The sequence below is a fragment of the Pseudomonas sp. NPDC096917 genome, from assembly GCF_044762555.1.
Classification (GTDB): domain Bacteria; phylum Pseudomonadota; class Gammaproteobacteria; order Pseudomonadales; family Pseudomonadaceae; genus Aquipseudomonas.
Genome location: NZ_JBIWEO010000006.1, coordinates 215,341 through 227,504, shown reverse-complemented (window position 1 = coordinate 227,504; position 12,164 = coordinate 215,341). Strand labels below are relative to the sequence as shown.

At 58.0% G+C, this 12,164-nt stretch carries 11 protein-coding genes and 1 pseudogene; 5 read left to right on the top strand and 7 right to left on the bottom strand.

The features are described from left to right. Positions 1-9: 9 nt before the first annotated feature. The 3 genes and pseudogenes from ACIQYF_RS09535 (at position 10) to ACIQYF_RS09525 (ending at position 3,290) form a co-directional block, all read left to right on the top strand. Positions 10-822, top strand: coding sequence for an inner membrane protein YpjD (locus ACIQYF_RS09535; protein ID WP_402860019.1), 813 nt, complete (start codon positions 10-12; stop codon positions 820-822). Between the two features lie 120 nt (positions 823-942). Next, a pseudogene (locus ACIQYF_RS09530) lies at positions 943-1,713 on the top strand (transporter associated domain-containing protein); the annotation flags it as partial. Between the two features lie 260 nt (positions 1,714-1,973). After that, on the top strand, positions 1,974-3,290 hold the full coding sequence (locus ACIQYF_RS09525; RefSeq protein ID WP_402860016.1) for an MFS transporter: 1,317 nt from the start codon (positions 1,974-1,976) through the stop codon (positions 3,288-3,290). Positions 3,291-3,344: 54 nt separating this feature from the next. On the opposite strand, the gene purT is transcribed toward ACIQYF_RS09525, so the two are convergent. The 5 genes from purT to ACIQYF_RS09500 all read right to left on the bottom strand — a co-directional run bounded on the left by purT (position 3,345) and on the right by ACIQYF_RS09500 (position 6,558). After that, complete coding sequence (gene purT / locus ACIQYF_RS09520; protein ID WP_402860013.1) at positions 3,345-4,526, bottom strand: formate-dependent phosphoribosylglycinamide formyltransferase; 1,182 nt, start codon at positions 4,524-4,526, stop codon at positions 3,345-3,347. 81 nt (positions 4,527-4,607) lie between these two features. Beyond that, the gene (locus ACIQYF_RS09515) at positions 4,608-5,069 is read right to left on the bottom strand and encodes a VUT family protein (RefSeq protein ID WP_402860010.1); all 462 of its coding nucleotides are present in this window, start codon (positions 5,067-5,069) and stop codon (positions 4,608-4,610) included. Positions 5,070-5,187: 118 nt separating this feature from the next. Next, positions 5,188-5,394 carry a DUF1289 domain-containing protein gene (locus ACIQYF_RS09510; RefSeq protein WP_402860007.1) on the bottom strand — a complete coding sequence of 69 codons (207 nt, stop codon included), beginning with the start codon at positions 5,392-5,394 and terminating at the stop codon, positions 5,188-5,190. Further along, positions 5,387-5,914: a gamma carbonic anhydrase family protein gene (locus ACIQYF_RS09505; RefSeq protein WP_402860004.1), complete on the bottom strand. Its 528-nt coding sequence runs from the start codon at positions 5,912-5,914 to the stop codon at positions 5,387-5,389. The genes ACIQYF_RS09510 and ACIQYF_RS09505 overlap by 8 nt, the downstream gene beginning before the upstream one ends. A 41-nt stretch (positions 5,915-5,955) precedes the next feature. Next, positions 5,956-6,558 (bottom strand): CoA pyrophosphatase, encoded by a 603-nt coding sequence (locus ACIQYF_RS09500; RefSeq protein ID WP_402860001.1) that lies wholly within the window; start codon positions 6,556-6,558, stop codon positions 5,956-5,958. 145 nt (positions 6,559-6,703) lie between these two features. Between ACIQYF_RS09500 and ACIQYF_RS09495 the strand changes: the two genes are divergently transcribed. Continuing rightward, positions 6,704-7,261, top strand: coding sequence for an NUDIX hydrolase (locus ACIQYF_RS09495; RefSeq protein WP_402859998.1), 558 nt, complete (start codon positions 6,704-6,706; stop codon positions 7,259-7,261). Between the two features lie 35 nt (positions 7,262-7,296). Continuing rightward, positions 7,297-7,863, top strand: a complete 567-nt coding sequence (locus ACIQYF_RS09490; RefSeq protein ID WP_402859995.1) for a murein L,D-transpeptidase family protein — start codon at positions 7,297-7,299, stop codon at positions 7,861-7,863. Between the two features lie 73 nt (positions 7,864-7,936). Here the strand turns inward: ACIQYF_RS09490 and ACIQYF_RS09485 are convergent, their stop codons facing one another. Both ACIQYF_RS09485 and purL read right to left on the bottom strand, forming a co-directional pair. Beyond that, entirely contained in the window at positions 7,937-8,248 is a 312-nt protein-coding gene (locus ACIQYF_RS09485) for an NGG1p interacting factor NIF3 (protein ID WP_402859992.1), read from the bottom strand. A 6-nt stretch (positions 8,249-8,254) separates the two neighbouring features. After that, positions 8,255-12,151 carry a phosphoribosylformylglycinamidine synthase gene (gene purL / locus ACIQYF_RS09480; protein ID WP_402859989.1) on the bottom strand — a complete coding sequence of 1,299 codons (3,897 nt, stop codon included), beginning with the start codon at positions 12,149-12,151 and terminating at the stop codon, positions 8,255-8,257. Between the last annotated feature and the right edge of the window lie 13 nt (positions 12,152-12,164).

Below are 12,164 nucleotides of genomic sequence, written 5' to 3'. Positions count from 1 at the left end.
ACAGGATTTATGCTCCCCTTGTCACCCAGTTTGCTACCTAGCCTCGCCGCCGCCTGCTTATATGCCGCTGCGACCTTCTATCAAGGCTCTTGCCTGCGTCAGGGCAGCAAGGCAAACAAACGCCTGCTGGTAACGCTCGGCATCCTCGCCGTGATCGTCCACGCCGCGAGCCTGTACACGCACTTGCTGACCCCCGCCGGTCTTGAGCTGGACTTTTTCAGCGCGGCCAGCCTGATTGCCGTTGCGGTGATTATCGTGACGCTCATTGCCTGCGCACGAATACCGGTCGAGAACCTGCTGCTGCTTTTATATCCGCTGGGAATGCTCACGGTGCTGTTATCCGAGTTCGCGCCAGCCGGGACTGTGCAGATCGTCAATGAAGAGCCGGGGATCCTGCTGCACATCCTGCTGTCGATTCTGGCCTATGGCATGTTCACCATTGCCGTATTCCAGGCCTTGCTTCTGTCGTTGCAGAACTACCAGCTCAAGCACAAGCATCCAAAAGGCCTGATCAAAAACTTTCCGCCGCTGCAAACCATGGAAAGCCTGCTGTTTGGCTTCCTCTGGGCCGGTTGGTCGCTGCTGTCTCTGTCGTTGATTTCCGGCTGGGTATTTCTCGGCAACCTGTTTGCGCAGCATTTGGTTCACAAAACCTTGCTAGCCTGCCTCGCCTGGGTGGTCTTTAGTGTACTGCTGTGGGGACGCAATCACCTGGGCTGGCGCGGACACAAAGCCATTCGCTGGACGCTGGCCGGTTTCTGCCTGTTAATGCTGGCGTACTTTGGCAGCAAACTGGTTCGCGAATACATTCTGCATATCTGACGGGCGATAAAAATGGATAGCTTGCCCCACGGGCCAATGCTTGCAGTTATGGCTCTGCTGTTTCTGGGACTGGGTTTTTTTATAGGCAAGACGTCGCGCAACAAGGCCATCAGGGTGCATCGCGACGAACCCCTGCAGACTCACAGCGAAGCCCCTGAGGGCGACACTGAGCAGACCAATAGCCGCCCTACGTTGATCTCAGGCATTCACGCGCTGGACAACATCACCGTCAACGACATCCTGATTCCACGCAGTGAGGTTGAAGGGCTCAACCTAGACGACTCAATTTACGAGTTGATCGAGCAATTGCGCCTCACCAAGCGCACACGCCTGCCGGTCTTTCATAACGACATCAATCAGGTCGAGGCCATCCTCAACACCCGACATATCCAGCACATGCTGCCCGATGCCAGCCTGACCAAAGAAGCGTTGCTGGCGGTGTGCCACGAACCATACTTCGTCCCGGAAAGCACCCCGCTGCAACTGCAACTGCTCAACTTTCACAAACAACAACGTCGAATGGGCGTCGTGGTTGACGAATACGGCGAAGTGCTCGGCATCGTGACCCTCGAAGACATTCTTGAAGAAATCGTCGGCGAATTCGAAAACGAGCAAAATCTCGACAACCCTCATATTGAGCCGCTCCCAGACGGTCGCTTTGTGGTGGACGGCGCTGCGTCTATCCGCGAGCTGAATAAAAGCCTGGGCTGGCACCTGCCCAGCGATGGCCCGAAAACCCTTAACGGACTGGTCACAGAAGCACTGGAGACCATTCCAGAAAGCACCGTTTGCCTGAAGATCGGCCGCTACCGCCTGGAAATCCTCGCGACTGAAGAAAACCGCGTGAGCCGCGTACTGATCTGGCACGACAGCGTCAAGCCCGCGGCTTAATCACCGCGCATGGTCTTGTTACATTCGAACAGGCCTCCCTATAATCGCTGCGCTCATCCAAGCCTCGTCGACACGCGTGCTACCCGCACTTAGCGCTGTTGACGGGTTGCTTTATGCATCATCAGCGCATGCTCACATCCCGAACTGCGTTTGCACCCGCCCTTAATCTACAGGGCTCAACGACCATAAAAATTGCTCGGGTACAGGTGGCCGCACAGGCTGATTCGACCCACGAGCTCATAATTGTCAGGGATATGCGCATGACCACCAGCACCACTTACAGCGAAGCCTCGTCCGACAAACCGGTCAATTCGACAGCACGCGTCGCGACGGCCAGTTTTATTGGCACTGCCATCGAGTTCTACGACTTCTATGTATATGCCACTGCGGCTGCACTGGTCATTGGCCCGGTTTTTTTTCCGCAAACCTCCGGCACAGCGCAAATGCTGTCGGCCTTCCTGACCTTTGGCATCGCCTTTCTCGCACGCCCCCTGGGCTCATTTCTATTCGGCCATTTCGGTGACCGGGTCGGACGCAAATCCACCCTGGTCGCCTCCTTGCTATTGATGGGCGTGTGCACCACCTTGATCGGCGTGCTGCCGGGCTACGCCACGATGGGTGCCTGGGCTCCGATTCTGCTGTGCGTGCTGCGCTTCGGCCAAGGCCTGGGCTTAGGTGGTGAGTGGGGCGGCGCGGCATTGCTGGCCACCGAAAACGCACCGAAAGGCAAACGCGCCTGGTTCGGCATGTTTCCGCAGTTGGGACCATCGATTGGCTTTCTGGCCGCCAACGGTTTATTTCTGATACTGGCCATGACCCTCAGCGACGAACAGTTCCGCTCATGGGGCTGGCGGATTCCGTTCCTGCTGAGCGCGGCCCTGGTAATGGTGGGCCTGTACGTACGCTTGAAGCTGGAAGAAACCCCGGTGTTCGCCAAGGCTGTGGCGCAGCATGAGCGGGTAAAAATGCCCATCTTTGAACTCTTTGCTCAATATTGGGCACCGATGCTGCTGGGCGCCGCCTCGATGGTGGTGTGCTATGCGCTGTTCTATATCTCGACGGTGTTTTCGCTGAGCTACGGTGTTTCAACACTGGGCTATACCCGCGAGACATTCCTCGGCCTGCTGTGCTTTGCCGTGCTGTTCATGGCGGCAGCCACCCCCTTGTCCGCCTGGGCCAGTGACCGCTACGGACGCAAGCCGGTGCTGATTGTCGGCGGTGTCCTGGCAATTTTGTCGGGCTTTCTGATGGAGCCCTTACTCACCCAGGGTTCGACCTGGGGAGTGGCGCTGTTCCTGTGCATTGAACTGTTTTTGATGGGAGTGACATTCGCCCCAATGGGCGCCCTGCTCCCCGAACTGTTCCCGACGCGCGTGCGCTACACCGGCGCGTCAGCCGCTTACAACCTGGGCGGCATTGTGGGCGCCTCGGCCGCTCCGTTCTTCGCCCAAAAACTGGTAGCGATGGGCGGTTTGAGCTGGGTGGGCGGGTATGTGTCAGGCGCAGCCGTGCTCAGCTTGATCGCTGTGCTGTGCTTGAAGGAAACCAGAGAAGCGGACCTGAACAAGGTCGCGTAAAACACATATGAACCTGTAGGAGCGAGCTTGCTCGCTCCTACACGGATTGCGGGATTACAGCTCTACGACAACGGCTTGGGCAGCGCGGGTCGCTTTGGCGCGCGCCGCTTCAATCGACTCGTCACGGGCCAGGGCAACGCCCATGCGGCGCTGACCATTGACCTGCGGCTTGCCAAACAAGCGCAATGCGGTGTCCGGCTCGCTCAAGGCAGCGCCGAGGTTGGAGAATGCGGTCTGGGTCGACTGGCCCTCTACCAGAATCACAGCCGAAGCCGATGGACCAAACTGACGGATCAGTGGGATAGGCAAGCCCAGAATGGCGCGAGCATGCAGCGCAAACTGCGACAAGTCTTGCGAGATCAGCGTCACCAGACCGGTGTCATGCGGGCGTGGCGAGACTTCGCTGAACCACACTTGATCACCCTTGATAAACAACTCAACGCCAAACAGGCCACGCCCACCCAACGCTTCGGTGACAGCCTTGGCCACGCGCTCGGACTCAGCCAGCGCAATCGGGCTCATGGCTTGTGGCTGCCAGGATTCCTGATAATCGCCCTTCTCTTGACGATGGCCGACTGGCGCGCAGAACGTGGTGCCGCCAATATGCCGCACGGTGAGCAAGGTGATTTCGTAGTCGAAGTCGATAAACCCTTCGATGATGACCCGACCTTTGCCCGCACGGCCGCCTTCTTGCGCGTAATCCCAGGCTTTTTGTACGTCGTCAGTGCTGCGCAGCAAGCTCTGACCTTTGCCCGAGGAACTCATCACAGGCTTGACCACACACGGAAAACCCAAATCCTGCACGGCCTTGCTGTAGTCCTCGAAGGTGTCAGCAAAGTGGTACGGCGAGGTAGGCAGGTCCAGCTCTTCTGCCGCCAGGCGACGAATACCTTCGCGGTTCATGGTCAGCGACGTTGCACGGGCAGTCGGGATGACGGTGAAGCCTTCAGCTTCCAGCTCGACCAGGGTCGCGGTGGCGATGGCTTCGATTTCCGGAACGATGTAGTGCGGTTTTTCCAGTTCGATCACCGCGCGCAGTGCCGCACCATCGAGCATGTTGATCACGTGGCTGCGGTGGGCAACCTGCATGGCTGGCGCGTTGGCATAGCGATCAACGGCAATCACTTCAACGCCCAGGCGCTGTAATTCGATGACGACTTCTTTACCCAGCTCGCCGCAGCCACACAGCAATACGCGGGTCGCGGTCGGCGACAGTGGAGTTCCGATACGGGTCATTTCAGGTCCTCAAGGAAGCAAATCATCGAAGGCGCTCGCAACGCTCACGCCTGCTGGGTAGAAAGGCGGCATTTTACATGACTAGGCAGCGGCTTTGCGCAAACGCCAGGCCATCGCCAGCCAGACACACGTGACACCGGCGAATTTGGAAGCCATCGCCGTGATGATCACGCCCGGAGTAAAGGCGTCGATCATGCCGAAGAAGATAAAGGTATCAATCGGGATGCTCAGCGCCGAGCTGATCCACAACCGGTCATGCAACGGGCGCTTGGTGATACTGAACACCAGCCAGTCAATGCACTCGGACACCGCAAAGGCCGTGGCACTGGCCAGGGCGATGGAGGGGTCGGAGGTGACATACGACAGCACCAGCGCAGCCAGCATGGCCAAAATGGCACCGTGCCCGAAGCGGGTTTGCACCATGTCGCGCAGCACAAAGACCAGCCCGCCCCAGGCTGACCAGATGATGTCCAGGTGCGGTGCCGTGGAAAACGCGTAGTTAATCAGCACAACGCTGGCGATATAAGCGATTAGAAACAGCATGGCAGCGGGCGACACCTCTAAATAAGGCGCACAGGGTACTTGAGTCATGCCTTTATTTGTAGGCGCGAGCTTGCTCGCGTTCTTTTAAACGATCAAACGATCGCAGCCCGCGGCAGCCTTAGGCCTGACCCAGCCCCCATATCACTCCGCTGGACGTGGCGCGCTCATGGCACAGCGCCAGCACTTTGCGACGCTCAGGATTGGTCATGCGGCTCCAACGGGTGATTTCAGCAACGGTGCGCTGGCAGCCGGTGCAGACATCATCGTCGTCCAAGGCACAGATGTTCACGCACGGAGAGGCGACTGGACGTTCCACCTCACTCATTGTCTTGCACCGCGAGGTCACGCGCATAGCGCTGGCCGTTTTTCACGTAATTCGCAGCACTGGCTTCGAGCATTTTTTTCTGCTCATCGGTCAGCTCCCGGACCACTTTGCCCGGCGACCCCATGACCAGCGAACCATCGGGAATGTCCTTGCCTTCACCAATCAGCGAATTGGCGCCGATGATGCAATGCTTGCCAATTTTCGCGCCATTGAGAATCACCGCGTTAATGCCGACCAGGCTGTAATCACCGACCGTACAGCCATGCAGCATGGCGTTATGACCAATGGTTACGCCGGTGCCCAGCGTCAAGGGGTAGCCCATATCGGTGTGCATCACCGCGCCGTCCTGAACGTTGCTGTCTTTGCCGATCAGGATCAGTTCGTTATCACCGCGCAATACAGCGTTAAACCAGACACTGGCACCCGCTTGCAGACGCACCTTGCCGATCAGGGTGGCGTTAGGGGCCACCCAACTGTCGGGATGGGTTTCGACGTGCGAGTCGCCCAGGCGATATTTCATGCTGATGTCCTCAAGGCTGGCGTGGCTGTCTGATGACAGCTCTATATATTGATGAAACGTTCAGGTGGTGTATGCAGGTTGATGTTGACGTCGTCGTACAGCAGGTTCATTAGCTCAACGATCATGATCGCCGTCAGGCCCCAGATTTTGTATACGTCAAAGCGGTAGCTGGGCACATACCAACTGCGCCCCTGGTAGTCGATGCGGTGCGTGTGCTCACGCGGGTCCTGACGAAAAAAATCCAGCGGTACGCTGAACACCGCAGCGATCTCGGCATCGTTGGCCAAATACTCAACATAGTCCGGTACCAGCCCGACATAAGGCGTTACACGAATACCATGCAATGAGATCAAAGGGCTGAGCGGGCCGATGACTTCGACCAGGCCCGGCGGCAAGCCGATTTCTTCTTCGGCTTCGCGCAGTGCGGTAAACACCAGATCCGGGTCTTCAGGGTCGCGGCGCCCACCGGGGAAGGCCACTTCGCCGCCATGAGTCGATAACCCGCTGGCGCGCAGGGTCAAAATCAGTTCTGGCTCAGCACTGCGCGTCACCGGCAGGAGTACTGCGGCCTCGGGAAAGCGCCGGTCTGTTTCCAGCGTCCGTGGGGTGTAGCGACTCACACGGCTAAGTAGCTCGTCCAGCATAGGTCATCTCGATCCGTCACTTATCCGGCATCATGCACCAAATTGCCCGACTCACCCAAGCCCCACGCTGTCGCAGGGGGTAAAGTGGTGCTTGCCGTAATCCGGCCCCAGCCCCAAGATAGGCGCCAGAACCAGAGAGCCCAGCATGAAATTTTGCAGCCAGTGCGGCAACGCTGTCAGCCAACATATCCCGCAAGGCGATTCTCGCCTGCGTTATGTCTGCGACCACTGCCACACCATTCATTATCAAAACCCGAATATCGTCGCTGGCTGCCTGCCTACCTGGGGCAGGCAAGTGCTGTTATGCCGACGCGCCATCGAACCGCGCAAAGGCTATTGGACGCTGCCTGCAGGGTTTATGGAAAACGGCGAAACCGTCGAGCAAGCGGCTCGTCGCGAAACGCTCGAAGAAGCCTGCGCTCAGGTTGAGCAACTGGCTATCTATACCCTGATCGATGTTCCGCACATCAATCAGGTGCACATCTTCTACCGCGCAGAACTGCAAAGCCTTGACTTTGCAGCGGGTGAAGAAAGCCTTGAGGTGCGCTTGTTTGATGAGGCTGACATCCCTTGGTCCGAGTTGGCTTTTCGCACTGTCAGCCGTACCCTAGAATGCTTTTTTTCTGACCGCCAGACACAGATCTACCCTGTGCGCAGCGAAGCTGTGCCGCCACTGGCAGAGTTGATTAAACACCCACAATAATGTCGTTTGCCTTGTACCTCAGGAATATCCCTCTAATGCGTTGGTTGCTTGCTGCTCTTTGCCTGTCGTTTGCTGTTACTTGCCAAGCCGCTGTAGTCATGACCATCAACGGTAAACCCGTCGATAAAGATCAGGTGCTTAAATCCCCCGCAGCGTCACCGAAAGCCGGTGACAGCAAAAGCATCGACAAAATTCTGGTGCTCAAATCAGCCCGCAAGCTGGAGTTGATCAGCGATGGCAAAACCATCCGCAGCTACCGCATCTCATTGGGCAAACAACCTAAAGGGCCAAAAATGCGCGAAGGCGACAAGCGCACTCCCGAAGGGCTTTACTGGGTTGACTGGCGCAAGAAGAGCGACAAGTTCAATCTGGCCCTGCATATCAACTACCCCAACATCAGCGACGCAGCGACTGCACGGCGCGAAGGTGTAAACCCGGGTTCAATGATCATGATTCACGGCACACCGGATTCCGAAGACAACCCTGAAGAACTTTTCCACACCCTGGATTGGACCGATGGTTGTATCGCGATGAAAAACTACGAAATGCGCGAAGTCTGGAACATGGTCAAAGACGGCACGATGGTCGAGATACGACCATAACCCGCAAGAATACCGCGCACTAAAAAGCCCGCTGCCCCATTAAGGGCAGCGGGCTTTTTTATGCAGCGCCAGGCTAAATGTCAGCCAACCGCCACGCTTCATAGGCGGGTGTTTCATAGGGGTGGCTGAGCTTGAGCGCAGCCACCACGGCGTGAATCAACTCGTCAGCGACGACCAGTTCAACTTTCCATTCCCCCACGTACTCGACCTGACCGGTTTGCCCAATGAACGGCTGGCTGCCGTCCAGTGCGCGAAACTGGCCCTGCCCCATGGTCTGCCACGCGCAGTGGTCATAGGTGCCGATTCGACCGCCACCGGCGGCAAATACAGCACTTTTGACCGCGTCGACATGACTCGGCGGAACGAAAAAGCTGAGCTTGTACATAGCCCCTTAGTTCACCCAGGCACGAGCGTTACGGAACATGCGCAACCACGGCGCATCTTCGCTCCACTCTTCAGGACGCCACGAGTTCTGCACAGCACGGAATACACGCTCCGGGTGCGGCATCATGATCGTCACACGGCCATCGCGACTGGTCAGACCGGTAATCCCGCGCGGCGAACCGTTCGGGTTGGCTGGGTAGCTTTCAGTCACTTTGCCGTGATTGTCGACAAAACGCAGCGCTACAGTACCCGACAGGTCGGCTTGCAGCAGTGCTTCTTCATTGGCGAACTCGGCATGACCTTCGCCGTGAGCGATAGCGATTGGCATACGCGAACCCGCCATGCCTTGCAGGAAGATCGAGTTCGACTCTTGTACCTGAACCATGGCCACACGGGCTTCGAACTGCTCGGAACGGTTACGCACGAAGTGTGGCCACAGCTCGCTACCCGGGATCAGTTCGCTGAGGTTGGACATCATCTGGCAACCGTTGCACACACCCAGGCTGAAGCTGTCGCTACGTTCGAAGAAGCTCTGGAACGCATCACGTGCACGGGTGTTGAACAAGGCCGACTTGGCCCAGCCTTCACCGGCACCCAGCACGTCGCCGTAGGAGAAGCCGCCACACGCAACCAGGCCCTTGAACTCATTCAGGTCGACACGGCCGGCCAGAATGTCGCTCATGTGCACATCGATCGCGTTGAAACCGGCACGGTCAAACGCCGCGGCCATTTCAACCTGCCCGTTGACGCCCTGCTCACGCAGTACGGCAACCTGAGGGCGAATACCTGTTTTGATGTACGGCGCGCTGATGTTGTCGTTGACATCAAAGCCCAGCTTGACACTCAAGCCCGGATTATCTTCTTCCAACAGCAGGTCGAACTCTTGATCGGCGCAGTCGGCGTTATCACGCAGACGCTGGATCTGATAGCTGGTCTCTGCCCACTGACGTTGCAGCAGACGGCGCTGGCCTTCAAAGACCGTCTCGCCCTGGAGGCTGATGGTCACTTGGCCGTTATTCAACGGCTGACCGATGACCGCAACACACTCGCCCAAGCCAGCAACGCTGAACTGAGCCAGTACTTCTGCCGTTGCATCTTGACGCACCTGAATCACCGCACCCAGTTCTTCGTTGAACAGGATGGCCGGGATTTCGCTGGCGTTTTCGGTCAGGCAATCAAGGTTCAGGTTCAGACCGCAGTGACCGGCGAAGGCCATTTCCATCACGCTGGTCAGCAAACCGCCATCGGAACGGTCATGGTAGGCCAACAGGTGGCCGTCAGCATTCAGGCCCTGGATGACTGCGAAGAAGGCTTTGAGGTCTTCTGCGTCATCAACGTCCGGCGCGTGTTTGCCAAGCTTGCCGTGGGTCTGAGCCAGAATCGAAGCGCCCATGCGGTTTTGGCCACGGCCCAGGTCGATCAGGATCAGATCGGTCAGGCCCTTGTCCATGCGCAGTTCTGGGGTCAGGGTCTGGCGAATATCAAGCACTGGAGCAAAGCCGGTCACGATCAGGGACAGCGGCGACGTCACGCTCTTGTCTGTGCCTTCATCGCTCCAGCGGGTTTGCATCGACATCGAGTCCTTGCCCACCGGGATGGTGATACCCAACTCAGGGCACAGCTCCATACCAACGGCTTTGACGGTGTCGTACAGACGGGCGTCTTCACCTGGGTGGCCAGCAGCCGACATCCAGTTGGCCGACAGTTTTATGTCGGAGATTTTGCCAATGCGCGAAGCCGCAATGTTGGTCAGGGTTTCACCGATCGCCATACGGCCCGATGCTGGAGCATCCAGCAGTGCCAGCGGAGTACGCTCGCCCATGGCCATGGCTTCACCGGTGTACACGTCGAAGCTGGTGGCGGTCACAGCAACGTCAGCAACCGGAACCTGCCACGGGCCAACCATTTGATCACGGGCAACCAGACCGGTGATGGTGCGGTCGCCAATAGTGATCAGGAAGCTTTTGCTGGCCACTGCCGGGTGGTGCAAAACGCGCTCAATGCTCTCGCCGACGTTGAGGGTCGACGGATCGAAGTCATCGCCCAGTTCTGCTTCACGTACTGCAGAACGGTGCATGCGCGGTGCCTTGCCCAGCAACACTTCAAGTGGCATATCCACCGGGTTGTTGCCGAAGTGGCTGTCGGTAACGGTCAGTTGTGGCTCGGCAGTGGCTTCACCTACAACGGCAAACGGGCAACGCTCACGCTCGCAGATCGCCTGGAAGCGATCAAAGTCTTCGACGCCTACAGCCAGAACATAACGTTCCTGGGATTCGTTACTCCAGATTTCGTGCGGGGCCATGCCCGGCTCGTCGTTTGGAATGTTACGCAGTTCGAAACGGCCACCACGGTCGCCGTCGTTAACCAGCTCAGGGAATGCGTTGGACAGACCGCCCGCGCCTACGTCATGAATGAAGCTGATCGGGTTTTTGTCACCCAATTGCCAGCAACGGTCGATGACTTCCTGGCAACGGCGTTCCATTTCCGGGTTTTCGCGTTGTACCGAAGCGAAGTCCAGGTCTGCCGAGCTCGCGCCCGTGGCCATGGAAGAAGCGGCACCGCCGCCCAGGCCGATCAACATCGCGGGTCCCCCGAGCACGATCAGCTTGGAGCCTACGGTGATTTCGCCTTTTTGCACGTGCTCGGCGCGGATGTTGCCCATGCCGCCCGCCAACATGATGGGCTTGTGGTAACCGCGTACTTCATCGCCGCGCGGGGTGGTGATGGACTGCTCGAAAGTACGGAAGTAGCCTGTCAGGGCTGGACGGCCGAACTCGTTGTTGAACGCCGCGCCACCCAGCGGGCCTTCAATCATGATGTCCAGCGCTGTCACGATGCGCTCGGGCTTGCCGTACGGCACTTCCCACGGCTGTTCAAAGCCCGGGATTTGCAGGTTGGACACTGTGAAACCGGTCAACCCCGCCTTTGGCTTGGCGCCACGGCCGGTCGCGCCTTCGTCACGAATTTCGCCACCGGAACCGGTCGCCGCGCCCGGGAACGGTGCAATAGCGGTTGGGTGGTTGTGCGTCTCAACCTTCATCAGGATGTGTACCGGCTCCTGCACCGCGCCGTACTGGCGGGTTTCAGGGTTCGGAAAGAAACGCCCGGCCACGCTACCGACGATCACCGAAGCGTTGTCTTTGTAAGCCGACAGAACACCTTCGCTGTGCATCACGTAGGTGTTTTTGATCATGCCAAACAGGCTTTTTTCCTGGCTTTGGCCGTCGATGTCCCAGCTGGCGTTGAAGATCTTGTGGCGGCAATGCTCGGAGTTCGCCTGGGCAAACATCATCAGTTCGATGTCATGCGGGTTGCGACCCAGACCATTGAAGGCATTGACCAGGTAATCGATTTCGTCTTCGGCCAGTGCCAGGCCCAACTCAACGTTGGCTTTTTCCAGCGCAGCGCGACCGCCACCCAATACATCGATGGCCGTCAACGGCTTCGGCTCGGCATGGCTGAACAGACCGGCGGCCTGCTCAAGGTTGCCCAGTACGACTTGCGTCATACGGTCATGCAAGACCGACGCAATCAATTGAGCATCAGCATCGCTGAACTCACCGCCAACATAGAAGGCAATGCCGCGTTCCAGGCGCTGGATTTTAGCCAGGCCACAGTTACGGGCAATATCGCTGGCCTTGCTCGACCAAGGGGAAATGGTGCCAAACCGCGGCAACACCAAAAACAGTCGGCCACTTGGCTCTTGGACCGGCACGCTTGGGCCGTACTTCAGGAGACGAGCCAGTACCTGCTGTTCATCGCTGGTCAGATCGCCGTTTACATCGGCAAAGTGGGCGAATTCAGCATACAAACCACTGACACCTGGAACCTTGAGGCTCAGTTGTGCAAGGAGTTTGCTGTGGCGAAAGGCAGAAAGGGCAGGAGCGCCGCGCAGGATCAACATCTTCGGGACAGCC

Coding starts and splice junctions, on each gene's coding strand:
- ACIQYF_RS09535 (WP_402860019.1), top strand. CDS start 10: ATGCTCCCCTTGTCACCCAGTTTGCTACCTAGCCTCGCCGCCGCCTGC.
- ACIQYF_RS09525 (WP_402860016.1), top strand. CDS start 1,974: ATGACCACCAGCACCACTTACAGCGAAGCCTCGTCCGACAAACCGGTC.
- purT (WP_402860013.1), bottom strand. CDS start 4,526: ATGACCCGTATCGGAACTCCACTGTCGCCGACCGCGACCCGCGTATTG.
- ACIQYF_RS09515 (WP_402860010.1), bottom strand. CDS start 5,069: ATGCTGTTTCTAATCGCTTATATCGCCAGCGTTGTGCTGATTAACTAC.
- ACIQYF_RS09510 (WP_402860007.1), bottom strand. CDS start 5,394: ATGAGTGAGGTGGAACGTCCAGTCGCCTCTCCGTGCGTGAACATCTGT.
- ACIQYF_RS09505 (WP_402860004.1), bottom strand. CDS start 5,914: ATGAAATATCGCCTGGGCGACTCGCACGTCGAAACCCATCCCGACAGT.
- ACIQYF_RS09500 (WP_402860001.1), bottom strand. CDS start 6,558: ATGCTGGACGAGCTACTTAGCCGTGTGAGTCGCTACACCCCACGGACG.
- ACIQYF_RS09495 (WP_402859998.1), top strand. CDS start 6,704: ATGAAATTTTGCAGCCAGTGCGGCAACGCTGTCAGCCAACATATCCCG.
- ACIQYF_RS09490 (WP_402859995.1), top strand. CDS start 7,297: ATGCGTTGGTTGCTTGCTGCTCTTTGCCTGTCGTTTGCTGTTACTTGC.
- ACIQYF_RS09485 (WP_402859992.1), bottom strand. CDS start 8,248: ATGTACAAGCTCAGCTTTTTCGTTCCGCCGAGTCATGTCGACGCGGTC.
- purL (WP_402859989.1), bottom strand. CDS start 12,151: ATGTTGATCCTGCGCGGCGCTCCTGCCCTTTCTGCCTTTCGCCACAGC.